This is a genomic window from Saprospiraceae bacterium, assembly GCA_016710235.1.
Lineage (GTDB): Bacteria > Bacteroidota > Bacteroidia > Chitinophagales > Saprospiraceae > Vicinibacter.
Genome location: JADJLG010000001.1, coordinates 2,672,906 through 2,698,594, shown reverse-complemented (window position 1 = coordinate 2,698,594; position 25,689 = coordinate 2,672,906). Strand labels below are relative to the sequence as shown.

General features: G+C 37.8%; 18 protein-coding genes. 11 read left to right on the top strand and 7 right to left on the bottom strand.

Going from position 1 to position 25,689, the window contains the following annotated elements; all coding sequences use genetic code 11:
* Window positions 1-193: 193 nt before the first annotated feature.
* The 4 genes from IPI99_10725 (at window position 194) to IPI99_10710 (ending at window position 4,203) form a co-directional block, all read left to right on the top strand.
* A complete protein-coding gene (locus IPI99_10725) occupies window positions 194-778 on the top strand; it encodes a tRNA-(ms[2]io[6]A)-hydroxylase (GenBank protein MBK7340991.1) in 585 nt (194 codons plus the stop codon).
* Between the two features lie 16 nt (window positions 779-794).
* Complete coding sequence (locus IPI99_10720) at window positions 795-1,499, top strand: TIGR02206 family membrane protein (GenBank protein MBK7340990.1); 705 nt, start codon at window positions 795-797, stop codon at window positions 1,497-1,499.
* 6 nt (window positions 1,500-1,505) lie between these two features.
* Window positions 1,506-2,873 carry an adenylosuccinate lyase gene (gene purB / locus IPI99_10715; protein ID MBK7340989.1) on the top strand — a complete coding sequence of 456 codons (1,368 nt, stop codon included), beginning with the start codon at window positions 1,506-1,508 and terminating at the stop codon, window positions 2,871-2,873.
* A 103-nt stretch (window positions 2,874-2,976) separates the two neighbouring features.
* Window positions 2,977-4,203, top strand: a complete 1,227-nt coding sequence (locus IPI99_10710; GenBank protein ID MBK7340988.1) for a porin — start codon at window positions 2,977-2,979, stop codon at window positions 4,201-4,203.
* Between the two features lie 542 nt (window positions 4,204-4,745).
* Here IPI99_10710 and IPI99_10705 read toward each other — a convergent pair.
* The 3 genes from IPI99_10705 to IPI99_10695 are packed head-to-tail and all read right to left on the bottom strand — an operon-like array spanning window position 4,746 to window position 11,867.
* The gene (locus IPI99_10705) at window positions 4,746-8,387 is read right to left on the bottom strand and encodes a PKD domain-containing protein (protein MBK7340987.1); all 3,642 of its coding nucleotides are present in this window, start codon (window positions 8,385-8,387) and stop codon (window positions 4,746-4,748) included.
* A gap of 11 nt (window positions 8,388-8,398) precedes the next feature.
* Window positions 8,399-10,822 (bottom strand): PD40 domain-containing protein, encoded by a 2,424-nt coding sequence (locus tag IPI99_10700; protein MBK7340986.1) that lies wholly within the window; start codon window positions 10,820-10,822, stop codon window positions 8,399-8,401.
* Between the two features lie 19 nt (window positions 10,823-10,841).
* A complete protein-coding gene (locus IPI99_10695) occupies window positions 10,842-11,867 on the bottom strand; it encodes a PorP/SprF family type IX secretion system membrane protein (protein ID MBK7340985.1) in 1,026 nt (341 codons plus the stop codon).
* Window positions 11,868-12,146: 279 nt separating this feature from the next.
* On the opposite strand from IPI99_10695, the gene IPI99_10690 reads away from it, so the two are divergent.
* From IPI99_10690 to IPI99_10670, 5 genes are all read left to right on the top strand, one after another.
* Complete coding sequence (locus tag IPI99_10690; protein ID MBK7340984.1) at window positions 12,147-13,136, top strand: DUF4249 family protein; 990 nt, start codon at window positions 12,147-12,149, stop codon at window positions 13,134-13,136.
* Between the two features lie 143 nt (window positions 13,137-13,279).
* The gene (dnaK, locus tag IPI99_10685; protein ID MBK7340983.1) at window positions 13,280-15,193 is read left to right on the top strand and encodes a molecular chaperone DnaK; all 1,914 of its coding nucleotides are present in this window, start codon (window positions 13,280-13,282) and stop codon (window positions 15,191-15,193) included.
* A 125-nt stretch (window positions 15,194-15,318) separates the two neighbouring features.
* A complete protein-coding gene (locus IPI99_10680) occupies window positions 15,319-15,666 on the top strand; it encodes a DUF3127 domain-containing protein (GenBank protein ID MBK7340982.1) in 348 nt (115 codons plus the stop codon).
* Window positions 15,666-16,220 (top strand): hypothetical protein, encoded by a 555-nt coding sequence (locus IPI99_10675; GenBank protein ID MBK7340981.1) that lies wholly within the window; start codon window positions 15,666-15,668, stop codon window positions 16,218-16,220. Before IPI99_10680 ends, IPI99_10675 begins: the two co-directional genes overlap by 1 nt.
* A gap of 157 nt (window positions 16,221-16,377) precedes the next feature.
* The gene (locus IPI99_10670; protein MBK7340980.1) at window positions 16,378-16,815 is read left to right on the top strand and encodes a hypothetical protein; all 438 of its coding nucleotides are present in this window, start codon (window positions 16,378-16,380) and stop codon (window positions 16,813-16,815) included.
* Window positions 16,816-16,936: 121 nt separating this feature from the next.
* Here IPI99_10670 and IPI99_10665 read toward each other — a convergent pair whose 3' ends face one another.
* From IPI99_10665 to IPI99_10650, 4 genes are all read right to left on the bottom strand, one after another.
* Window positions 16,937-19,396, bottom strand: a complete 2,460-nt coding sequence (locus IPI99_10665; GenBank protein MBK7340979.1) for a ribonucleoside-diphosphate reductase subunit alpha — start codon at window positions 19,394-19,396, stop codon at window positions 16,937-16,939.
* A 43-nt stretch (window positions 19,397-19,439) separates the two neighbouring features.
* A complete protein-coding gene (locus IPI99_10660; protein MBK7340978.1) occupies window positions 19,440-20,417 on the bottom strand; it encodes a ribonucleotide-diphosphate reductase subunit beta in 978 nt (325 codons plus the stop codon).
* 378 nt (window positions 20,418-20,795) lie between these two features.
* A complete protein-coding gene (locus IPI99_10655; GenBank protein ID MBK7340977.1) occupies window positions 20,796-21,725 on the bottom strand; it encodes a hypothetical protein in 930 nt (309 codons plus the stop codon).
* Window positions 21,715-22,446 (bottom strand): TIGR00730 family Rossman fold protein, encoded by a 732-nt coding sequence (locus IPI99_10650; GenBank protein ID MBK7340976.1) that lies wholly within the window; start codon window positions 22,444-22,446, stop codon window positions 21,715-21,717. The genes IPI99_10655 and IPI99_10650 overlap by 11 nt, the downstream gene beginning before the upstream one ends.
* A 216-nt stretch (window positions 22,447-22,662) precedes the next feature.
* On the opposite strand from IPI99_10650, the gene IPI99_10645 reads away from it, so the two are divergent.
* Window positions 22,663-23,925, top strand: coding sequence for an aminotransferase class I/II-fold pyridoxal phosphate-dependent enzyme (locus tag IPI99_10645; GenBank protein ID MBK7340975.1), 1,263 nt, complete (start codon window positions 22,663-22,665; stop codon window positions 23,923-23,925).
* Window positions 23,926-24,037: 112 nt separating this feature from the next.
* On the top strand, window positions 24,038-25,669 hold the full coding sequence (locus tag IPI99_10640; GenBank protein ID MBK7340974.1) for a peptide MFS transporter: 1,632 nt from the start codon (window positions 24,038-24,040) through the stop codon (window positions 25,667-25,669).
* Window positions 25,670-25,689 lie beyond the last annotated feature (20 nt).

The following is a 25,689-nucleotide window of genomic DNA, read 5'->3' as shown; positions in this document are numbered from 1 at the left end:
TTTAGGATTCATCCAATTCATTGTATCTTGCCAAAGATTAAATTGGTTAAATTTATGAACAAGCATCACAAACCTAGCCGCGCTGAAGATCAAGCTTCCATGAGAAAATTTGCAATGATTGCAATCGCTACTGTCTTAGTACTTATGATCGCTATGTATTTTATTTATAAAGCAAGCGCATAATACCTTACTGTTGAAATATAATCTTGATATCAGACTGGAAAGTTCTCCTGCCTGGATAAAAACTGTTCTGGCTGATTTTGACAGCTTCCTAATTGATCATGCGGATTGCGAACGAAAAGCTTCAGCAGTAGCCTTAAGTTTAGTAGCAAAATATCCCGATAAGGTAGAAATCATTCCGGAACTTATCGACACAGCTCTAGAAGAACTCGAGCATTTTAGAGCTGTGTACCAAATCATGGAGATGCGCAAAATCAAACTGCAGCACTCTATCCCGGAAGATCCTTATATTAAATTATTGATGTCCAGGATGCATTCCGGTCTTCAGGAAAGATTTTTGGACAGATTATTGATTGGGTCTGTATTCGAAACAAGAGGTGCTGAAAGATTTAAACTAGTTGAAGAAAATCTGGAAGATGCGGAATTAAAAAAATTTTACAAAATGCTTTGGACTTCTGAAGCCAAGCATGGAAATATTTATGTAAAAATGGCTTTAAACTATTTCGATGAAAAAAAGGTGTACCAAAGATTGAATTGGTGGTTGGATCAGGAAGCTGAAGTCATAACTTCACTACCTATTCGAGCTGCATTGCATTAAAACAACCTGTAAAGAAATGCACGAACATTTTGTTATAGAATCTAGAAGTGATTTGTGGTATTATGGATTGGCAGGAGGGGCACTTTATATTGTACTGATTTTAGGATTGGGTTTCCTTGCCAAAAAAAATAACAAAGAAAAATTATTCTCCAAGGTATTGTTTTGGTTTTTACTTCTTAGAGAAATAGTATTTTTTGTAACGATAACGATGCAAGGAAAATTCACATTGGTAGATTCTTTGCCACTTCATCTTTGTACCATTTCTTATATTTTCTGCATAATCTACTTCTACAACAAAAATAGATTTTCATTTGAATTCTTGATGTTACTTTCACTTGGTGGAGCAATTCAAAGCTTGCTGACTCCTGAAATGACACATGGATATAGCGATTATTTTTATGTAGATTATTATATCAGCCATTGCACTATTATCATGACTCCTTTTTATGGATTTTTCATTGATCATTACAAACCCAGAAAACTATCTTTCATGTGGGTGTGGCTGATCGGACATATTATATTAATGATTGTAGGAATGATCAATTCATTAATAGGTTCCAATTACATCTATTTATGTGCGAAACCAAAGGTGGATAATGCAATGGTAGATGGATTTTTTCCGAATCATCTGGTCAGTTTTGAAGTGTTCGGCACTTTACACATTATTTTATTCTATGTGTTTTTTAGATTTGTCTTCGCCACGAAAAAGCACACATATTAAAGCAGTATGGAAAATATATCTCCACTATATGCCATTTCGCCAATTGATGGCAGGTATTCAGTTCAAAGCGAAAATCTGAGAAACTATTTTTCAGAAGCAGCGCTATTTAAATTCAGAATATGGGTAGAAATTCAGTATTTGTTGGAATTAATTTCAACCAAAGTCCTTACTTATCAACTCTCCGGTGATGAAATTAATTACCTTGAGGGATTGTACAAAGAATTTTCCCTTACTGACGCATTTGAAATAAAAAATATAGAGTCCACAACAAGACATGACATCAAAGCAGTAGAGTATTTTATTAAAAATAAGTTGCAGCGAATAAATAGAGAAGATTTATCCGAATTTGTACATTTCGCACTCACCTCACAAGACATAAACAACACAGCAATACCATTGTCTTTGAAAGCGGCAACATATGAAGTGATTCTTCCGAAGCTAGATGAACTCCACCAAACGCTTTTTGAACTCGGTAAAAACTGGAAAAAAATTCCCATGCTTGCAAGAACCCATGGTCAGGCAGCAAGCCCAAGTTCACTTGGAAAAGAAATTTTAGTTTTTTGGGAAAGGCTTGGCAAGCAACTATCCAAATTAAAACAATACAAGTTTTCAGCTAAGTTTGGTGGCGCAACCGGCAATTTTAATGCACACCGAATCAGCTTTGAGAATGTAGACTGGGAAAGTTGGGCTGATCAATTTATATTCAAACTCGGCCTGAGCAGACAACATTTTACGACCCAAATAGCACATTACGATGAGATCGCAGAGTATTTTCAAATCATCGTACGCATCAATACAATATTCATCGATTTATGCCGAGATATTTGGGCTTACATTTCGATTGAATATTTCACCCAAGTAAGCATTTCAACCGAAGTAGGCTCTTCCGCAATGCCTCATAAAGTAAACCCTATTGATTTTGAAAATGCCGAAGGAAATTGTGGGATCTCAAATGCAATTAGTCAACACTTTGTTGAAAAACTTCCCATTTCAAGATGGCAGAGAGATCTTACTGACAGCACAGTCCTGCGCAATATAGGTTTGCCTATAGCACATTTGATGATATCTGTGGATTCCATCTTGCGAGGATTTTCAAAATTAAAGGTTAACTATACCAAAATTGAGGCAGATTTAGGGAATAATGTATTAATCTTAGCAGAAGCGATCCAGACCGTGTTACGTAAAGAAGGTGTTTCTCAACCGTATGAATTATTAAAGGCATTTACAAGAGGAAAAAGTCAGCTCTCAAAAGAGGAATTGATCCAGTTTATCAATGGTTTACCTGTTTCTCTTGAAACAAAACAGAAGTTGCTGTCTCTATCCCCCGACAAATACACCGGCTATGCTTGTGACGAGCACTTTCCTGAACTTTGACCCTACTCCTTTTCAAAAGTTAATGATTTAGTAACATAGGTCATGGTTTTCAGTCCCATTAACTGGTTGTAACTTTGTTTATTTTTTAAAACAACCAAACCTTATGAATTCAAAATGGATTTTACTGTTTTTCATTAGCTCTCTTTTATCCACCCAGGGTTATTGTCTTGGTAATTCTCAATTGATTAATGCCATGCCATTTGATTCCATTCGGCCTGTCAAGTGGTATGATCAAATTTCATTAAAAGGCTATATACAGCTTCGGTACAATCGTCTGCTGGAAACAAATGAAAATCTCGCATGTGAATCCTGTGATCGATCATGGGGCAAAAACAACAGCTTTTCTTTAAGAAGGGTCCGTCTATCTATTTCAGGGAAAGTAAATCCGAAACTTTCATTTCAACTCCAAACAGATTTTGCCAGCTCAGCTTCCTCAACGAGCCCACATTTTAATCAAATCAAGGATGCTTATTTTGATTATGCAATAGACAACAAGCAAGAATTCAAGATCAGATTTGGTCAGAGTAAAATTCCCTTTGGATTCGAAACGATCCAATCCAGTAGTCTGCGTTTACCTTTTGACAGAAGCGATGCTATCAACAGTGGTGTAGCAAATGAAAGAGATTTAGGAATGCAATTGTACTGGACTCCCAAAACAATAAAAAATATCCACAATGAAATTCTTTCGATGGGTCTAAAAGGTTCTGGGGATTATGGTCTGTTCAACTTTGGAATTTATAATGGCCAGACAGGCAACAAAATAGAACTGAACAACCAAGTACATATGGTTTTGCATACTAGTCTACCCCTCAAAATCAAAAATCAAATTGCTCAGATCGGTATAGATGCATATAATGGCAAATTTGTTGTCTCGAGTTTAAGCAAAAATGTAAGCTCAACAGAATCTAATAATGAATTCAAAGACCAAAGGATCGGAATGCATGCGATTCTCTTCCCAAAACCAATAGGTATTCAATTGGAGTATAATGCAGGCAAAGGACCAAAATTCAACCCTCTGAATTCTACAATTGAAGCAGCCGATTTATCAGGTGGATATGCGATGTTAATATATAATTTGAAACTTGAGAAAGGTCATCAGCTTATGCCTTTTGTTAGATACCAAATATTTGATGGTGGCAAAAAAGCTGAATTAGATGCCAGAGCATATAATATAAAAGAATGGGAAATAGGAATAGAGTGGCAACTCTACAAAGCCTTCGAGATTACAGCCTCCTATTTGCTTTCGGATAGACGATATGACGATGGTACAGTTCCAGGTAACTATCAGAAAGGAAACCTATTGAGACTACAAGCACAATGTAGTTTCTAGTTAATAAAGAAAATAACAAAAGTGATCAATGACAGCTTAATCATTGATCACTTTTTATTTTGTCAAGAAACCGACAAATTAATCTTCGGTTAGAGCCAAGTTTATATTAATGAAAAGTGACAAGTAAAGGTCAAAGAATCTCTAAGCTGAATAAATTGTTCTTTGCTTGATTCGCAAGGATAGATTTTTCTTTCACGTTGTGAATTCCCAATTCAGTTGGTCACCTTATTATTGATCCAAATTATAAAACAATGTATACAAGTTTTCTCTCTTCAGAACAATCGAACAACAGATTAAAGTTACCCAATTATAAAATAAGTAGATACAAATTTACTCACTTAAGATCAATTACATTGCCGAAACATGCATGATCTGATCCCTTATTACTGTGTGAAATCCATTACTCGATTTTAGCTTGCACAACCATTAAGTCAGGCTATAAGTTTTTATTTCTTTTGACTATGTGATTCGGCTCAATTTCCTAGATGCAAAATCTAGGATTAATTTACTACAATTGGCTGAAATGCTAATTTTCCGGTTACTTATTTTATGATAGTTACATTTCCCAACTTCGTATATTCCTTATTGTCCGGACAGGTATACCTAACACAGAAACCGAATACATCCGGTCCCAGAACTTCACCTTTATAATCACCTCTCCATCCACTAGTTTGATCAGTGGTCCTAAACATTTCCTGACCCCATCGATTTGTTACAACGAATTCCATTTTTCGTATAAACGGACTTCTAACATATAGAACGTCATTGTGAGAATCTGCATTTGGACTGAAAGCATTTGGAACGAATACTGTTTCTTCACAGGTCAAAACCGTTACAGTTACGCTCGCCGTGGCGGTACATCCTAAATCATCAGTAACTGTTACTGTATAAGTTGTAGTTTTTTCCGGCATTGCAAGTGGATTGTAAATATCGGTTGCAGACAAGCCATCTCCCGGCTCCCATTTGTATTTATATCCGGATTGATTTACTGTGGTCAATTGCGATTTTACACCAGCAACAATAATTTCTGGTTCAGCTTTCGCGAATACTTCTTTACTGAGATCCTTTACCTGGATAATATGGCTAAGTGTCCAAACGCAACCTTTTCCATTATTGATTTCTACTTCATACATTGTAGTATTATCAGGCTTTACTGTTAGTTTAGCTTCTTTATCCGAACCTATTATCCCTTCTTTTGGGGTCCAAGTATACGTATATTCTGATGCGAGATTGCTTTCCACAATCAACATTGCTTGATCTCCTCTACAGATATCGTCAGGACCGGTTATCATAGCATCTAATTCATACAAATAAACCCGAACAGTATCTCTGTTTCCGCAATCATTCTGATCTCTTGTTTTAAGGATATAAAATGTTGTGGTGTCAGGATTCACTCGTACCGGATTTTTTCCTATTTCCTTACCATATTGATCACACCATGTTAATGTGATATTTGGATTAATTTGTTCTGCATTTAGATCGACAGGACCTTTTTCACATAAAGTTGTATCATTTGGAATTTTATAATCCTGTCCTAAAATCAAAACTTCCGGAACAAAAATATCCACCTCCCTTTCTGCTTCACAAAATGGGAATGCCGGATCGCTAATATGAACAACATATACGGTCGATTTTCCCCCACAGAAAATTGGATTAGGGGAATTAGGGTCACTCAGATAATCCGATGGCGTCCATCTGTAAACATAATTTGGATTGAATGTTGAATTCAGCTCAATGCAGTCTCGAAAACAAACGAGATGCTTTTCGTCGATCTCATCATCAATCAAAACAACTTTGACCTCTTTTGAGAGAGTTCTTGTACAGACACTATCCACCACTAAGGTAACAATATAAGTACCTGATTTTTCATAAGTATAACTTGTTACAGGCAAGTTTGATTTACCTTTTCCATCACCGAAGTCCCAACTCACAGTTCTATTACCTGAGGTAGCAACGTCAATCTTTAATTCGCCACATTTATTCTTCACTGAAAATTCTGGATTTGGTGGAAGGACAGCAATCACTTCAATCGTGTCCATTTTTTCACAACCATGTGCATTCACAGCGTGATAAATGATATTATATGAACCTGGTGTAGATATATAAATCTTTGGCGTCAAGCTATTCAATCCATTGATAATTATTGGATTGGACTGCCACTCAATCGTGAGAGGAACATTAGGCTCAAGATTAGTAATCATAAACATTTGTGTATCACCGGCACACATAACGATTTGAGGATTATACCTTAATTTGACGGATTCATCCAAAATATGGATTTCTCTTGTCACCTGGCATTGATCATCCTTCCCTGCCATTACATATATCGTAGTATTTCCATTAATAGTGGTGTTCAGTTTGGGCCCATTGGCAAGTACCGGATTGAAGTTTGCATTCAACGACCACTTAAACACTGTCGTCGAATCTGAAGACGCGGTAAGTTCAAGTTTTCCATCACAAAGTGTGGTATCTCCCGTTACATTTAAATTAACTCTACCCCTTACCAAAACATCTATGGACCTTTCAATACTACAGTTTGCATCCGAAATAGTCACTTTATAGGTTGTATTTTGATTTGGGCTGGCAACCGGATCGCTAGGGATCGTGAGATCCAGACCTGTAATTGGTGCCCAGTTATAATTATAGGAAGTATTTGGATTCTTAACCAGATGCACTTTATCGCCGGAGCATATGTTTAATGGTCCGGGCACTAATTCCACCTCAATATTATTTACTGTTATGATCTCTGTTTTAACAGAAGTACAGCCAAATCGATCTTTTACTGTCAATTCGATGGTGATTCGACCATCATCAGACAATACGAATATTGGATTCTTTACACTTGAACTGAAATTATTATTTCCACCGGTTACTTTCCAACTATAACTTACGATTGAATCCTTTGTTGTGGAAAGATTCATTAAGCTTAATATCAAATTTGTTTTGCAATCAACGACATAATTAAAATTAGCATTTAAACCCGGATCGATAACATCGATAGTAAGAGTGGCTGTATCCACACATGGACCATTATAAGATATTAAGACAACTTCATAACGCCCAGGTCCGGGATAAACAAACACAGGATTCTGATCTGTAGATTTTAAATTTCGATTCCCATTCCAATCAAAATACCACTCGTAATTGGTAGATTGAGTGCTAGTATTTGAGAAACTTTGTCTCAAACCATCACAAGCAGGAGTAGATTTGGTGAATGAAGCTGTAGGTCTAGTTCCACATGGAACTATGTTTAATTCAAAATCGCGATGCGTGCTAGAAATTATTTTACCAGCTCTGTACTCATCTACACAAACGCCTACTAAAAATTGGCCTATAATATTCGGTGTACCTGTAATAATTCCTGTTTTAGGATCGATGGATAAAACTGTCCCGGGTAATCCCAAGTCATTTGTTAAGTTTGATAAGCTAAATGATCCTCTCCAAACCACTTCTAAATATGGTGGAAAATCTGATTTTCCAGCCGGACTTGCAGAGTCTTTACCATTCAATGGAGCACACAATCTATAAACCAATGAGTCGTTGTTCAAATCAACCGCAGAATGATTAAATGTGATTGGCGTATTGACACAAGCGTAAATAGGAGGAAAAGGCCCGAATACTGCTCCAGAATTACAATTTAATAAACTTGCAGCTGTGATGTCGGCCTCTAAGGTCATGCCCGTGTTCAATGGTGATTCAATATTTAGCAAAGTTTTATTTCGACAACATCGTTGGTAAACCAATTTATATCCTCTTTCATCAAAAGGCAATGTGAGAGTATCCTTGTAAATTGTCTGGTGAACACAAACTTCATCATTAGGTCCAATACACCATCTATTAATACTCTCGCTCAAAGTATCATCATTGATGAGAGTCATCTTATAAGTTCCATTATAGACTCGCCATGCTTCTTGATTGTCTCCATAAAAAATTCCTACCAAAGCAGGATTGTCAAAATAAACATCATTATCACCGTTCTTACAGTCTCTTCGCACAATCAAAGTCACTTCATACTGGGAATGATCCAAGCATCTATAACTCAACTGCCCTCCCACTATATGCGTTGCAAAAGATGAAGAAGGAACAATCCAGGCACAAAATAATAAGACTAAACTCGCTGAAAGAGATTTGCAGATTTTTGATATATTAAGTTTCACACTTTCCATTTCTTGTTTTTTATTCATCCCACAAAAAATCATCTTACTTCAATTATTTCAACTCGTCTTTCTCGGGAAGCATCAATCATATAAATAGATCTCATATCTGAAATATCGTCAATGATCGATTTAGGTGCTGTATCTTCTCCGTATTGTTCTTGCGATATTTTTAAACTACCGTTCTTTATGTATTTGAGCAACACTCCTTTCTTGTAGCGGCTGAACTCATTCTCAACAGACCTTACCCGTCTCTGACTTAAATTATAATTGTAATCGTTGTTTGCTCTAGGGCTTGCAAAGCCTTTCAATACTATATCAAATATTTTACCTTGGCTTAATTCAGTTTCTAAAATATTTAAAAACAATTCCAACTTTTCTTTGCCACCTTTAATTTCAAAATCAAAGAAATTTTCCATGTTTATTTTAGCAGATAGATCAGTATTGTCTTTAGTTGTCAATCGAAGGTAATTCCTTATGAACTCTGCTTTTTTAGGATAGTAAGCTGCAAATGTTTGGAAATAGGAAAGATTCGTAGTTTTTGAATTTGACCTTGGATTTGGTCTATCATTATCAAAATACAATACCAACGGCAGCATACTATTTAGTATCTTGTTCAAATACACTTTCTCAGTAATGATACCATTTGCCTTGCAATCAATTTTAACTTCGTTAGTAGTCTGGGCATAACCGGGTTTACTCACAGTTATTCTGTAACGATGACATCTCACTACTTCAAACTGTTGAGAATTTCCAGGAAGATTATTAATGATAACAGGTTGAAATCCAAGTGAATCTAAATCCAGGAATGTAACAGTACATCCGGTCAACTCTTGTTTTGTCTTTTTATCAAAAGTCATTACATCTAACTTCACGGCTTCAGGTGTCAGGTAAATTTTCTTCACCATATCTGTAGCTTCGCCAGGTTTTGTGCTCATAAAAACTACTGACGCAGGAATGTATCCCGGTTTAGATACTTCCAACTTGTATTCTCGGTCGCATTGAATAGGGAATTCACCCAGGTTACTATCACCGGTCTGCACAATTAGCGGCGTAGCTTTCGGATCTTGGAGATCATATAATTTAATCGTTGAATTGTTGAGATCTATATTAGTTCCGGTCTCATATACCAAAGTTTTAAGATTAATATCACATGACTCAATATGAGCAGTAAAAATATCCAAACAACAAGCTTCATTCAAATCGTCTATATATTTTGCTCCTGTCCGATTCGAAGCTAGAAAATACTCTTTTGGCTTGGCGCCTTTTGCAAAATAAATATCATCATAACTTGAATTCAAAGGTGATCCCATATTTTTAATCGTTCCCCAGCCTCCTGTTAACTGCCTCACTGAATATACATCAAAGCCTCCTAGTCCAAGATGCCCATTTGAACTGTAATACATCGTTCTGCTCTGCGAATCGAATGAAGGACTTATATCATCTTGGGCAGTGTTCAGACTACCCAAATTCATTGGCTCAGAATAGTTACCCTCTTTGTCAATTACGCTGTACCATAGATCATAACCTCCTTTACCACCTGTTCGATTTGAACTGAAGTACAACACATCTTTAGACAATTCTGTATTGAAACCAATATTTGGATGAGTTTGACTGCTGCTTGAAGAATTTATACTCTCCGGACACTTTACTGCTTCACCAAAATTTCCTTTTTCATCAATGGTACATCGATAAATATCACACCTTGTGTCATGATAATTGAGATGATCACAAATTGTAAAGTATGCAGATTTTTTATCAGATGAATAGGCTAGATTCCCAACACTTTGACCGCCCTTTCTGAAAGCTGCTTGCTCCATCAATTTTGGCTGGGAGCCTCTGTTTGATTCCAATATATTTGAAATATACTTCTTTGGTAATGTCGTATTTTCCATATTTGGAAATCGCATAGAGCTGAACATAAACTTGTCGCCCATCGATACAGGAGCAAACTCAGAAAATTCAGTATTGACATCATTTCCCAAACGAGTAATAGTGGTGCCTTTTACAGGATGATTGACTTGATTGATTGCCCATTCACAAGCTTTAATTTCTTTGTCAGCTATGGCTGAATAATAGGCATCTTCTCCCCCTCTTTCGCTTTTATAAGTATTGTAAGCTACTCGTGCACCATCATAATCTCCCATCCTTTGTTTGACCTGTCCCAACCAGTAACCTGCTAAAGGAAACAGATTGTTATCATTATGTTCCAAAACTTTAGTATAATACTCCGCAGCAATTTTAAATGAATTAAACAGTCTTCCAGACTCAGCCAATTTATGCATCACCTGTACGTCTTCAACATCAAATTCAAGTGCTTCTTTATACTTATTGAGAGCATCATAATAATTTTTCTCGGCCATCGATTTATCGGCCTGAGATAAAATGGAACTTTTTGTTTGGCCATACACACCTACGTGAAAAAACAACACAGCCAAAATGAAAAATATATTTTTCTGTTTCATCTCTTAGTAGTTGATAGAATTATAAAATAGGACATGCTTTAGCTTCAGCCAATGGTCTGGCCTTCGTAAAAATATAGATCAATGAGAACTCAGGTCCCCCTCTTCCATTAGTCGCTTTCTTCCAAGGAGAAGTATTGACATCGTAGCTAAATCCAGCATACCATTGATTATACTCTAAAGCGATTTTAGGAATAAAATCTCTTTCAAACCTGGTTGCAAGACCCAAGAGCAAAGCCAATTCTTTGCCTCTCTTTGTTCCCGCATATATTTTACCATACAAACCTACTACAGTTTCATTGTATACTGATTGTTGCTGGAATTGTCCGTGCAAGAGTAAATCCAGTCTTTTGGTAAGCTGAAAATTGGGTGTCAAATTAATGTTCAGCCTTAGCGGCAATTTTGATGAGGCTGACTGATCAAAAAACTTCTGCTCAGGTTTATTTAAATGAAATAGACCAGCTCCGAAGTCTATTTTTGTTCTCTTAGACTTTTGCCATCGATAGTTGAGACCTGTAGCAACATCAAAGAAGTTATGGTTTGTTTTATCAAATGTCTCACCACTTGGACTACCAGGCACATATTGTGATCCGTTATATTGTTCATCCCAAGTCAAATTTTCTGTTAAAAATCTGCGATTAGAGCCCCCCAACAGAACTCCTGCAGAAATAATATTCCTGGGAGTGATAGGATAAGCATATGAAACCGAAATACCGACATAAGCTAAACTCAATTTAGAATCACCGGCTTGATCATAATTCATGAGCAATCCCCCTGAAAAAATCCCTTTAGTCGTCCATTTTTTTGGATAAAATCTTTTATCCACCGAACCCGTAAAGGTCATATACTTCACTAAATCATTTACAAACCACTGATTTCGATAGTTTAACGCTGCTCTCACGTCTCCATTAAAAACTCCTGTCAATGCAGGATTGACATTAATTGGTGAAGTATAAAATTGAGAATGATGAATATCCTGAGCAATTGCTTTAAACCCCAATAGGAAAAAGCATATACTGAGCAAACCTTGGGCTAAATATCTGTTCACGAGTTTATATTTTTAATTAACCTAATATTTAAAACATTGTGATTTAACACAATATATAAAGCTAATCAATAAATCAAATCTCCCTGTTCAGAATTTGTGAATCGGCATGGGAACCCGTTCAGATGAGCTTGGACTTTATCAATACGTACTGCAAATATAGAAAATTATTGTATAGATTATTATTTTATTTGTTAACTATACATTCTTCTGATTATCATCGGCTTATCTTCATATTGATGAATTCTTTTTGGATCCAAAAATCCGACTTACCTTTGCATTATGCGTGGTTTTAATTTTAAGTTAAGTGTTCTTTCCGTAGTTTGCCTTGTTACACTTTTTGGATGTAGTGAAGATTTTGAACTCACAGAAAAGTGGAAGGACATACCTGTAGTTTATGGTTTTTTGAACCGAGCAGATTCTGCACATTATATCAGACTAGAAAAAGTGTTCGTAAGTGAGGATATCAGTGCTTCTACAATTGCTAAAAACGCAGATTCGCTTTATTATAATGATGCGTTTGTAAAGCTTTTCAATCTGTCGACAAGGAATGAGTTTATTCTCACTCGAGTTGATGCTTCCAAGGAAGGCTACACTAGAGATACCGGCGCTTTTGCAACTGTACCTAACTACATGTACAAGCTCCCGAAAATTGCCGGACAATTTCATTCTAATGATTCTGTTATGCTCATTATAGATAGGCAGAATGGTTTGCCCCTTGTTACTGCTAAAATCAAAATGATAAAAGACCTCGTCTTCTCCATACCGGATACGAGCCAAAATATTAAAGTGCTTTCATTTGTACCTGATAATATTCAATCGTTTGCGTGGGCGACCTCGGATGCAAGCCTTTTTAGTTTTGATATTATCATTCATGTACAAGAAAAAAATACCCAAACCGGCGCCATCACTGTGAGGAGTATTAAATTAGCCAAACTGAGGGATGCCCCAAATAAGTCGGTGACCTTTACAAATAATGACTTTTATGATGCACTAGCCTCTCAACTTACAGTTGATCCTAATATCACCAGATTTCTGAAGGATGTAAGTTTGGATTTAAGAGCAGGTGGTCCGGAAATTCAATCCTTAAATGACCTAGTGAGGGCAAATACAGGAGTTACAGCCTCACAAGAAATACCTAGATATACGAATCTGTCTGAAGGATTTGGTATATTCAGCTCGACCCATTCAATTGTGCTGGCTATGAATATTGATCAAAAAACCTTGACAGAAATCAGGAAAAATAATTCCACAAGGCTGCTTAATTTTTAATGTTTTCTATTAACTGACTTTTTGGCAGACTTCTTTTGAATTTTACTTTTATATTGCTATTGTCTGGCAGTTTTAACTGACACAACTTCACTACTGCCCTCATGGCACAAGGCTTGTTTATAAAAGGAAAAAGAAATGAAAATATGGGAAAAATAATTGGAATAGACTTAGGAACAACAAACTCGTGTGTAGCAGTGATGGAAGGCAACGAACCTGTAGTCATAACAAATGATGAAGGGCGTCGCACAACTCCATCCGTAGTAGCATTTTTGGACAATGGGGAACGTAAAGTAGGTGATCCCGCTAAAAGACAGGCTATCACTAATCCTCAAAAAACAGTTGCGTCGATAAAAAGATTCATGGGAGCCAGATATGATGAAGCTGGAAAAGAAATCTCAAGGATGGCTTATAAAGTTGCAAAAGGAGATAATAATACAACTCGTGTTGATATTGACGGCAGAATGTATTCTCCCCAAGAAATTTCAGCTATCATTCTACAAAAAATGAAAAAAACTGCTGAAGATTTTCTGGGACAATCTGTTTCAGAAGCTGTAATTACAGTGCCTGCATACTTCAACGACTCTCAAAGACAAGCGACCAAAGAAGCCGGAGAAATTGCTGGCCTCACAGTTAAGAGAATCATCAATGAACCAACGGCAGCTGCACTGGCTTATGGACTCGACAAGAAAAATAAAGACATGACCATCGTCGTATATGATTTAGGAGGTGGTACATTTGACGTTTCTGTCCTGGATTTGGGTGAAGGAGTTTTTGAAGTAAAATCGACAAATGGTGACACGCATTTAGGTGGAGATGACTTTGACCAAGTAATCATCGATCATCTGGCTGAAACTTTCAAATCTCAAGAAAATATCGATTTAAGAAGAGATCCAATGGCTTTGCAGAGACTGAAAGAAGCTGCAGAAAAAGCCAAAATTGAATTGTCAAGCTCAACTGAATCTGAAATCAATTTGCCTTATATTACATCAGTAGACGGTGTGCCAAAGCACTTGGTCATGAAACTTTCTCGGGCCAAATTTGAGCAACTCGCTGACCAGTTGGTTCAGCGAACGATCAAGCCTTGTGCAGATGCATTGAAAGATGCTGGTTTGAGCAAAAATGACATTGATGAAGTAATATTGGTTGGCGGCTCTACAAGAATTCCCAAGATTCAACAAGTCGTTGAAGAGTTTTTCGGAAAAAAGCCAAACAAAGGTGTAAACCCCGATGAAGTGGTAGCAATCGGTGCAGCAATCCAAGGTGGTGTTTTGACCGGTGAAGTGAAAGATGTCTTGCTTTTGGACGTAACACCTTTGTCCATGGGTATAGAAACAATGGGTGGTGTATATGATGTGGTAATCGAGGCAAATTCGACCATTCCAACCAAAAAGTCTAAAGTATATTCTACCGCTGCGGACAATCAACCTTCAGTTGAAATTCACATTCTGCAAGGCGAGAGACCTATGGCGAGAGACAACCGTTCTGTGGGTAGATTTATCCTGGATGGTATCCCACCGGCACCAAGAGGTGTACCGCAAGTTGAAGTGACATTTGACATCGATGCAAATGGTATCTTAAATGTCTCTGCAAAAGATAAAGGAACAGGAAAGCAACAAAATGTACGCATAGAAGCATCAACAGGTCTTTCAAAAGAAGAAATAGAAAGAATGAAAAATGAAGCTTCAATGAATGCCGATGCAGATAAAAATGCAAGGGAACGCGCTGACAAAATCAATGAAGCTGACTCTGTCATTTTCCAAACAGAAAAGCAACTTAAAGAGATAGGCGATAAAATCCCTGCTGACAAAAAGCAACAAATAGAATCAAATCTAGCTGCATTGAAGACTGCGCATCAGTCTCAAGACCTTGAACAAATTAAAACTCACTTGGAAGCGCTCAATGCTGCCTGGATGGCTGCAAGTCAAGACATTTACCAAGCAACGCAAGGCGATGAAAATGCAGCTCAAAATGGTTCTAATGGAGAAAATGCTCATCAAACTAACACAGGAAGCGAAGGCGTTACTGATGTTGAATTCGAAGAAGTGAATAATAATTAATCACATAGATTGTATCTAAAGCCCGGGAAATTTTCCGGGCTTTTTTATTTTAAGCCGCCAAGACAACCCATGTTTTTGGCCCTTCATCATTATGTTATATCTTTAAGCTGTAAAATCAGAATAGAATGTCATCATTTCAAATTTCCGGAAAATTGACAAAAATTTATCCGGTAGAAACCAAAGGAAATAATTTTCAAACTCAAGAGTTTGTGCTTGAAACTCAGGAAAGATATCCTCAATTTGTCAAATTCCAGCTGACCCAAGAAATGTGTGGGACAATTGATAAGTACAATGAGGGAGATCAGCTCAATGTATCCTTTAATATCAGAGGGAGAGAATGGCAAGGTAAGTATTTCAACAACCTCTCAGCATGGAAAATCGAAAACAGTGCGACTTCAACTCCTGCAGGCCAGAGTATGTTGGCTGAAGAAAACCTGAATCAAATTTCACCGGACGATGATCTTCCATTTTAATGAGAAAGCTGCTTCGATTTGCCTTCTGCTTCTTCGCCGGTTTCACGCGAGCCTTTAGTCAGGATGAGCAAATACTGATTATCGATCTGGATGCTTTGAGTTATAATATTGATTGGCAAATCTTCAATTCTGAGGACAGGGACGAAGTCATCGGCACCATCAGAAATGCCTGGTTAGGGCGTGGGCCAAAACCATCAGAATGGGACCTTCACTTTAACTCTGATTATGGTAAAATCAGGTTAAAATGGAAAAATCGTCAAGAAGACTGGGAATTGCGCTTGGGAAATTACTATTTAAGCATTACCTCAACTTGGCCTGGCCAATGGGATTCTTGGAGGGTTTCTGATAATGATAAGACTTACACCATCTCTGCAAAATATGACAACGAAGGATTTCAGTGGACTCTGTCAGACCAAGCTCAAGAGATCGGCTGGTGTTTCAATTTGTATTACTCGGACTTCTGGACTTGGAAATATCAAGGCAATCAGGAAAAAATGACAGATCCACTCATAATGGCTTTGGTTTTTCTGGCCACTTATTATTCAATAGAATAAGCTGGGCTATTTTTTGTTAACAATTTCCTTTTTGTTGATTTTTAGTTAAAAAGTGACTTCGAGAATCATTCTTTCGTCATAATTTTGATTTAAGAATGAAACCAACATGAGCAATGATTGCATTGCATGGCCTAGGCTATGCTTGATTTTTGGACTCATGGCCGTAACTAGTTTGAATTTAGTTGGCCAGAGCGACAGGATGTCCATTTCCAAAAGAAATTTAGATTTAACCAATGCTGATATTTATTGTGCCGGTTTAGCAAATATTTGGAATGGCGAATACTCTATTCAGGTTCCAAAACCGGAGAATATTGAGAAAATCCTTGCTGAGGTTTACTTTGAGGTAGAGGACAACAATCAACACATTCCTACGGATAAGCTGGTTCTCTCATCCGGTGACCAAACTGTTCAAGTGGCTTTGCCTAAAAGAAAATTCGACAAAACTGCCAAAAAACACTATTTTGTTTACCGTGCTCAGCTCTTTTCAGAAAATGGCCAAATACAACTCAAAGGTTCCAATCAAAATGTGCCTGTTTGTTACAAATTGATTGTATTTCGTGGTCAAACCGATCAAGAAAAACTTACGGTTAACTAGCATAATTCATTAACTTACAGAAACTGTCAATACTTAAGTATAGCGCATCGATTTGTGGCTATCATTAAGTTTTTAATGAACGTCGTTTGTTGCAGTAGATTAGCAAAGATCTGTGATTCGCTTATGCGCTACATGATTCGCATCCTTCAGACATATCGCATACTTTCCCTTCTTCGAATTGCTGTTGTATTGGCTCGACAGCATGCAACATTTGAAGAATATCCTCTTTAGCCATGGCTGTCTGCTTTTGTGGCACCATCTCTACTTCTTCTATCATGTTGGTTGCTTCACCATTTGCAGCGACAAACTTTCGCTGGTGCTTCTCTGAAAGTGTGAACTTAATGGGGTCGACGGCAGCTTTGGTCCTTAAGTAGTACATACCCGTCTTGAGTCCGCGTTGCCATGCGTGAAAATGCATCGATGACAATTTGCCAAATGTTGCATTCTCAAGAAACAAATTCAAACTTTGGCTTTGACAAATGTATGCACCTCGGTCAGCACTCATATCGATAATAGATCTCTGGCTGATCTCCCAAGCCGTCTTGTATAGCTCCTTCAAATCCTGTGGAATCTGATGAATATGTTGTACCGAGCCGTTGGAAGCCATGAGCTGCTCCTTCATTTCTTGGTTCCATAATCCCAGTCTGATCAAATCTTCAAGCAAATGTTTATTGACTACTATGTATTCACCAGATAAGGTTCTCCTTGTATAGAAATTTGAGGTATAGGGTTCAAAACATTCGTTATTTCCCAATATTTGAGAGGTACTTGCTGTCGGCATTGGTGCTAAGAGCAAGCTATTACGGACTCCGTACTTTTTAACTTCCTCCCTCAATTTGTTCCAATCATAATTTGCTGAAGGTGTTACATCCCAGAGATCGAATTGAAACAATCCTTTACTGATAGGTGAACCTTCAAAACTTTGGTATGCTCCGTGTTGCTTGGCTAGGTCACAAGATTCTGAGACAGCACCGTAATAGATTGCTTCAAAAATTTCAATATTTAATTTTCTTGCTCCTTCACTGTCGAATGGCAATCTCAATTTGATAAAGGCGTCGGCAAGGCCTTGAACACCGATTCCTATCGGACGGTGGCGCAGATTTGAGTTTCGTGCTTCCGGGATAGGGTAATAATTAATATCGATTATTTTATTAAGATTGCGCGTTACTACCCTGGTTACTTCGATCAACTTATCAAAATCAAAACGCCCGTCTATAACATATTTTGGTAGCGAAATACTCGCAAGATTGCACACTGCTACTTCATCCTCTGATGTGTACTCCAGAATTTCCGTGCACAAGTTTGATGATCGAATAGTCCCAAGATTTTGTTGATTTGACTTTTTGTTTGCAGCATCTTTATAAAGTATGTATGGCGTTCCTGTTTCTATCTGACTTTCCAATATAGAGAACCACAGATCTTGGGCATTAATTGTTTTCCTTGCTTTACCTTGCTGCTCATACTTCTCGTAAAGTGTTTCAAATTCAACACCATACGAATCATAAAGACCTGGAGCTTCATTTGGACAAAACAATGACCACTTGGCATTTTCTTTAACACGTTTCATGAATAAGTCAGGCATCCACATTGCGTAGAATAAATCTCTTGCTCTCATTTCCTCCTTGCCATGATTTTTCTTGAGGTCCAGGAAATCTTCGATATCCGCATGCCAAGGCTCCAGATAGATAGCGAAAGCACCTTTCCTTTTTCCTCCACCCTGATCCACATACCGTGCAGTATCATTGAATACTTTCAGCATTGGAATAACACCGTTGCTGGTGCCACCAGTACCTTTGATATAGCTTCCTTTTGCTCTGACGTTGTGTATGCTTAAACCTATACCCCCGGCGGATTGCGAGATCTTAGCGCATCTGCTCAATGTTTCAAAAATCCCCGATATAGAATCATCTGTCATAGACAGCAGGAAACAGGATGATAGTTGTGGTTTGGGTGTACCGGCATTGAATAAAGTAGGTGTGGCATGAACAAACCACTTTTCAGACATTAAATGGTAGGTCTCAATTGCTGCCTCTACATCATGGCCGTGAATCCCTATCGCCGTCCTCATCAGAAGGTGTTGTGGTCTCTCTACGACCTTGTTATGCATTTTCAATAGGTATGACTTTTCGAGTGTTTTGAATCCGAAATAATCAAAGCTGTAATCTCTGTCATAAATAATAGCTGAATCTAAAGTATCCCGATGCTTGAGAATCACCTGCATAGTTTCCTCTCCAATCAAGCCAGCCTTCTGTTGAGTTTTAGGATCTATATAATCATACAAAGCCTCCATGGTTTCTGAGAAGGATTTGTTGCTGTTTTTGTGGAGATTAGACACAGCTATCCGTGCTGCCAATAATGCATAATCTGGATGCATTGCTGCGAGTGAAGCAGCTGTCTCTGCAGCCAGATTATCCAGATCAGAAGTACTCACTCCGTCGTACAATCCCTGAATTACTTTTTTTGCGATCTCAATAGGTTCAACAAACTGACTGTCAAGAGAATAGCATAATTTTTTTATCCTGGCGGTAATCTTGTCAAAGCTGACAGCTTCCTTCTTGCCATTTCGTTTAATGACTTGCATTGGTACTTGATTGAAAGGTTAGAAAATAGGTTTTGGGAACCGGTTAAAACTCCTCGTCTACTGTGAATACTTTTTTCTCAGTGCCGGTTTTTACTCCAGCTTTCTGGTATTCAGCTACTCTCTTTTCAAAGAAATTGGTTTTGCCTTGCATAGAAATTAGTTCCATCCAAGGGAATGGATTTTCAACTTTATAGACCTTCTCATTGCCCAAAGCGACGAGTAGTCTGTCTGCTACGAATTCGATATACTGACACATGAGGCTCGCATTCATCCCGATCAAGGCCACTGGTATGGCGTCTGTCACAAAATTTTTCTCGATTTCAACTGCCTCTGTAATGATGGCTTCTATTTTGGATTTAGGTATCTTGTTTTGGATATATTGGTTGTAAAGCATGCAGGCAAAATCACAATGCATGCCTTCATCTCGAGCGATCAACTCATTCGAATGGCTCAATCCCGGCATTAATCCACGTTTTTTTAACCAGAAGATGGCACAAAATGATCCGCTGAAAAAGATCCCTTCCACTACTGCAAATGCGATCAATTGTTCAACAAAACTCCCCTTTGAAATCCACCTCAATGCCCAATCCGCTTTGCCTTTAACACAGTCTAGGTGATCAATAGCATGGAACAAAAAGTCCTTTTCCTTTGCATCTTTGATATAAGTATCAATCAACAAGGAGTAGGTTTCAGAATGTATATTCTCCATCATTATCTGAAAACCATAGAAGAATTTAGCTTCGGGAAACTGGACCGACCTAAGCATATTCTCTGCCAAGTTCTCGTTCACAATTCCATCACTTGCTGCAAAAAATGCCAATACATGTTTTATAAAATGCCTCTCATCATCATTGAGCTTGTACTGCCAATCAGCTATGTCAGATTGAAGGTCCAACTCTTCAGCTACCCAGAACGAAGCCTCTGCATTTTTGTAAAATGCCCAAATATCATCATGTTGAATAGGGAAAATTACAAAACGATTGGGATTTTCGGTCAATAATGGCTCTGGAAGCTGGTTCATTTTTGAGTTTGTCTTTAAATTGTTAGGCATCTGCAGTTTTTGGGGTCACAAAATTATACAATTGCAAAAGTTATATATGAATAATTTTAATATATTTTTTTATTACACATATAAACTCTAGAATTACAATTTTTTGTGATGTTAAACCGGCGAAACCGCCAAAAAATAACACATTACATAAAAATTATATATCTGCCTCAAAAATACATCAAGATTGGTGTGTTTTTTTTAAATACTTATCCACATATTGTGGAAAACCTTAATAAGTAGCTGATTACGTATTTATTATATAATAAATTTGTTTAATACAACTGTGGATAACATATTCAAATTGTTTAAAATGCATACATTTTTGATAAAAAAGCCCTTACAAATGATTTACTTTTTGTATAAATGAGCTTCAATGGATCTCAACAACTCAGGGGAGAAATCAAATTTTCTCCTATACCGGTTCAGGTAAGAACGCCAACCTTGGAGCCCCCCGGTATGGATCACATATAATTCATCCACACCACTGATAGAATCAATTCCACGGTCCAGTGCCCAAAATAGGCGTCCTGTGTAAATAGGGTCTAATAGAAGAGAATTCAAGTTATAAAACGCAGCAATAAAATCAATATAATCTTGTCTGCCAGATCCGAAATGCATGGGTTCAGGATCCGCAAGAAGCCGCAGCCTTCGATTTTGGAGAGGTCTGATAGCTTTCACTGTGGGTAAAGTCAACACCTGACAATTATAAGTAGACGACAAGATAGCCGCACAGCTTGCACCCGACCCCGTAGGAATGCATATAGTCTGCTCTGGTCTGTCTTGAAAACCTTGCCACCCTACAAGTTGCTCCTTTAACCCTTGCTCTGCCAAAGCACCTGGTGCACCTTCAGGAATCCAATAATACTCTGCACCGATCCATCGATTAAGGTCCGTACGCTGGTTGCGCTGTATATTTTGTATGTCGATCCCCCATGAAAGGCAATCTTTAACCATTGGAGATCCAAATGAGGAGTTATAACCGGCAATGAAATAAGTCGTGGGTATCTTCAAGGTATGACAGGCAAAAGCCAATGCATGCAACAGATTAGAATGTGCTCCTCCGGTAGTTGCAATGCCATACTTGCCGGATTGTAAATAATCCAGAAGGTAATACTTTAACTTCCTCCATTTGTTACCGCTGATGATCGGGTGTAACTTATCCTCTCTGGCAATCATACAAGGTTTACCAGAACCCGGAAGAAAACATCGATCGATGGAAGAAGGTAGCTGGATACCAAGTCCAGATTCCAATTGATTGATCAATCTATCATCGTTCATTCCTAGGGCTGGTTTCCAACAACCACCGGATTGGCTTCAATGTATTATATGGGATGAGCTCTTGTTGAACTACAAGATTGGTATGGATGTGCTGGACTACTTCATCTATGTCGTCAGTGACTAAGATAAGCCTCTCATCGACGTCAGAAATTGTACCATGCTGTTTCATATCTTCAATATATTCGATCAGATTTTTATGAAACTTACTGTCAAAAATTATAACGGGAAAATTTTTCAACTTTCCTGTTTGAATGAGAGTCATAGCCTCAAAAAATTCATCCATCGTACCAAATCCACCAGGCATCACCACAAATGCAAATGAATACTTGATCAACATCTTCTTCCTTGTAAAAAAGTATTTCATGTTGACATGCTTGTCCAAATAAGGATTTGGTTTTTGTTCAAACGGGAGGATGATATTACATCCGACACTTTTGCCGCCTACGGATTTTGCTCCTTTGTTTGCGGCTTCCATGATTCCGGGTCCTCCCCCGGTCATAATAGTAAATCCCAGCTGAGATATTCTTGCTGCAATTCTTTCAGTCTGCTTATAACTTGGATGGTCAGGGGTAAATCTGGCAGAACCGAAAATTGTCACGCAGGGACCTACAAAGTGCAAGGCTCTGACCCCTTTAAACAAATCGATAAAAACATCGACTAAAAACCATAGCTCCCTCCATCTGGATTTAGGACCTTCTAAAAATTTTTCTTCTGATTGCATTACCTGTATTCTTTTAAATCCAGCCACAAGGCTAATAAATTTTTGAAAAAAAATCTATGATGCTGTTAGAAATCGCAGAACTTCCTCATTTGGGCTAGATGCGTTTGAAGCAAAAGGCATATTATCTCAAAAAAACTCATAAAACATTAAAATAATTGTTAATTTTCCGCAAAACAAAATCTCCGTATGACTCTTTCTCAACTCTCAAATCCCCAGCTGTCTGTTTCCAAAATGGCTGCAAATCTGATTCCTTCCGAGATCATCAAATTAGGACAGGAGGTTGGTGCAAGAATTAAAAAAGGAGAGCAGATAGCGAATCTCACAATTGGTGATTTTGATCCAAAATTGTTTCCCATACCAAAGCTGCTGGAAAATTTGATCGTGGAGGCATATCGAGAAGGTCAAACGAACTATCCTGCGGCAAATGGGATTCCAGAACTTAGGCTTGCACTCACAGATTTTCTACATCAGCGCCTAAACATTGATCTGGAGCCGGATGAAATTCTTATTTCCGGCGGTGCGCGTCCCTTGATTTATGCATTGTACCAAACTATTGTCGATCCGGGTGATAAGGTAATTTATGCTGTGCCTTCCTGGAACAACAATCATTACTGCCATTTATGTGGGGCTGAGGCCATAGAATTGGAAGTGGGTCCGGATAAAAATTTTATGCCTCAAAAAGAAGATATAGTACCTCATATTAAAGAAGCGGTCTTGTTAGCTTTATGTTCACCCCAAAATCCGACCGGGACTACTTTTTCCCGCCAAAACCTGCAAGATATTTGCAATATGGTGGTCGAGGAAAATTTGAGAAGGAGTAAAGACAAAAAGCCTCTTTACATCATGTATGATCAAATTTACTGGCAGTTGACATTTGGTGAGAACCAACACCATCACCCATTGGAAGTGGTCCCCGGCATAAAAGAATACGTTGTATATATCGATGGTGTTTCCAAGTGTTTTGCAGCAACGGGCGTAAGGGTTGGATGGGCATTTGGACCGCGTAATATTATCGATAAAATGCGAGCGACATTGAGCCATATCGGAGCCTGGGCACCAAAAGCAGAACAGTGGGCTACAGCTCGATTTTTGAATGATCCTTCTGCCATCGCTGATTATTTGGATTGGTTTAAACCTGAAGTAGAGGAAAGGCTCAGAAGCTTATATGAAGGTTTATTCAGATTACAAAATAAAGGATACCCTGTAGAAGTGATCTCCCCGCAGGCAGCGATATATCTCACTGTAAGGTTCCCTTGGATTGGAATGTCCACTGCTAATGGCGATGAATTACAAAATATGAAAAAAGTTGCTTCTTATTTGATTGATACATGTGGTATTGCAATAGTACCTTTTAACGCATTTGGAGCTTCCGATGAGTCTGAATGGTTTAGAATTTCTGTTGGTACTCTGGCAAAAGACGAAATTCCACAAATTTTAAGTCATTTGGAAAATGGTCTCAAACAATTACAAAAAATATAAAACCAGTCTTTTGATATAATCCAAGTGATTCAATTAAATTAAGATACATTAAAAGACAATAAATATTTTGCCTTTGAGCAATCCATTTTTCAATTTTCAAATTTTATAAATTATGTGGTCTAAACATCCCCGTGCCCTACCCTTTTTATTTTTTTCTGAAATGTGGGAGAGATTCGGATACTACCTGATGATCGGAATTTTTACTCTGTATCTCAAAGACGTTGAAACAGGTTATGGAATGACAGAAGCAGAGTCTGCAGACTTGTACGGTACTTTCATTGCTCTTGTTTTTCTCACTCCCTTTCTAGGAGGATTGATAGCAGATCGTTATTGGGCATATAGAAAATCTATTATTATTGGCGGCTTGTTGATGGGTGCAGGTTATTGTTTGATGGCTGTACACAATCTAGCAGTATTGTATGTAGCAATGTTTCTTGTGATAATTGGAAATGGTTTATTCAAACCCAATATATCAACACTTCTAGGTAATGTATATAATCAAGATAAATATATCGACAAAAAGGATGAAGGCTACAATATTTTCTATATGGGTATAAATATAGGAGCATTCATTTGTAATTTTTTTGGCGCCGCGTTACAAATCATGTTAGGATGGTCATATGCATTTATTGCAGCAGGTATAGGAATGTTGCTAGGAGTAATTATTTTTATAATTGGGACAAAACACTATATCCAATTTGATATCAAAAAAGGTGTCAAAGATGGTGATATGTCTTTCACAAAGATTATATTCTTGATTTTGTTGCCTTCGGTAATATTTGGCTTAGTAGGTTGGTTTTTACCTGGATCATTCTTCGGATCGGACAGCACCGATTCATTCATTTTTGCTTGCATACCTGTGCTTTATTTTTATTCATCCATATACTTTAAAGCGAGTAGCGACGAAAAGCGACCTATCGCAGCATTGTTGGCAATTTTTGCTGTGGTTATATTATTCTGGGCTGTGTTCAAACAGAATGGATCTGCCCTGAACACTTGGGCAGACCGCTACACAGATCGGCAGGTATCCGGGGTTTCTGAAAATGTCTTCCAAAGTCTCAGACTTTCCAAAGAGATACAATACAGCAAAGATAGCGTGGCACTATACGATGATCAGTTTCGGATACAGAAATCAAATGGTATGGTGGTCAAAGAATTCAATTATCCAACTTACTTCAAAAATAATCCCCCTGAATTAAATCCACCGGAAGGGGATAAAATTTCAGTCTGGTCTACAAATTTAAGTCAATCAATCAACCCGGCATGGGTGATTATTCTAACACCTTTGGTCATTGGATTTTTTAGCTGGCTAAGGCGGAAACGAAAAGAACCCAGTACTCCTGCAAAAATTGCATTGGGTTTGCTCATTTCTGCATTTTCAGTAGTTTTTATGATTGGGGCCGTATGGGCTGGTCACAATGGTGCTCAAAAGGCAAGTGTCTGGTGGTTGATCATGAGTTATGGAGTCATCACAATAGGTGAATTATTTCTAAGCCCGATGGGATTATCTCTGGTATCAAAACTAAGTCCTGTCCGTATTACTTCCCTCATGATGGGCGGATGGTTTTTATCTACAAGTATAGGCAACAAACTATCTGGTGTACTTGCAACAATGTGGGATAAGTACGAGATGAAATCGCAATATTTTTATGTCAATTTTATATTATTGGCCTTTGCTGCAGCGATAATGTTTTTACTTTTGAGATGGCTTAATCAGATCATGAAGGAAAAAGGGATTCATTAATGCAATTCAATAAAATCAAG

What these genes read in the sequence shown, in the direction of transcription:
- IPI99_10720 (MBK7340990.1), top strand. Translation starts at nt 795, where the DNA reads ATGCACGAACATTTTGTTATAGAATCTAGAAGTGATTTGTGGTATTAT.
- purB (MBK7340989.1), top strand. Translation starts at nt 1,506, where the DNA reads ATGGAAAATATATCTCCACTATATGCCATTTCGCCAATTGATGGCAGG.
- IPI99_10710 (MBK7340988.1), top strand. Translation starts at nt 2,977, where the DNA reads ATGAATTCAAAATGGATTTTACTGTTTTTCATTAGCTCTCTTTTATCC.
- IPI99_10705 (MBK7340987.1), bottom strand. Translation starts at nt 8,387, where the DNA reads ATGAATAAAAAACAAGAAATGGAAAGTGTGAAACTTAATATATCAAAA.
- IPI99_10700 (MBK7340986.1), bottom strand. Translation starts at nt 10,822, where the DNA reads ATGAAACAGAAAAATATATTTTTCATTTTGGCTGTGTTGTTTTTTCAC.
- IPI99_10690 (MBK7340984.1), top strand. Translation starts at nt 12,147, where the DNA reads ATGCGTGGTTTTAATTTTAAGTTAAGTGTTCTTTCCGTAGTTTGCCTT.
- dnaK (MBK7340983.1), top strand. Translation starts at nt 13,280, where the DNA reads ATGGGAAAAATAATTGGAATAGACTTAGGAACAACAAACTCGTGTGTA.
- IPI99_10680 (MBK7340982.1), top strand. Translation starts at nt 15,319, where the DNA reads ATGTCATCATTTCAAATTTCCGGAAAATTGACAAAAATTTATCCGGTA.
- IPI99_10675 (MBK7340981.1), top strand. Translation starts at nt 15,666, where the DNA reads ATGAGAAAGCTGCTTCGATTTGCCTTCTGCTTCTTCGCCGGTTTCACG.
- IPI99_10670 (MBK7340980.1), top strand. Translation starts at nt 16,378, where the DNA reads ATGGCCGTAACTAGTTTGAATTTAGTTGGCCAGAGCGACAGGATGTCC.
- IPI99_10665 (MBK7340979.1), bottom strand. Translation starts at nt 19,396, where the DNA reads ATGCAAGTCATTAAACGAAATGGCAAGAAGGAAGCTGTCAGCTTTGAC.
- IPI99_10660 (MBK7340978.1), bottom strand. Translation starts at nt 20,417, where the DNA reads ATGAACCAGCTTCCAGAGCCATTATTGACCGAAAATCCCAATCGTTTT.
- IPI99_10655 (MBK7340977.1), bottom strand. Translation starts at nt 21,725, where the DNA reads ATGAACGATGATAGATTGATCAATCAATTGGAATCTGGACTTGGTATC.
- IPI99_10650 (MBK7340976.1), bottom strand. Translation starts at nt 22,446, where the DNA reads ATGCAATCAGAAGAAAAATTTTTAGAAGGTCCTAAATCCAGATGGAGG.
- IPI99_10640 (MBK7340974.1), top strand. Translation starts at nt 24,038, where the DNA reads ATGTGGTCTAAACATCCCCGTGCCCTACCCTTTTTATTTTTTTCTGAA.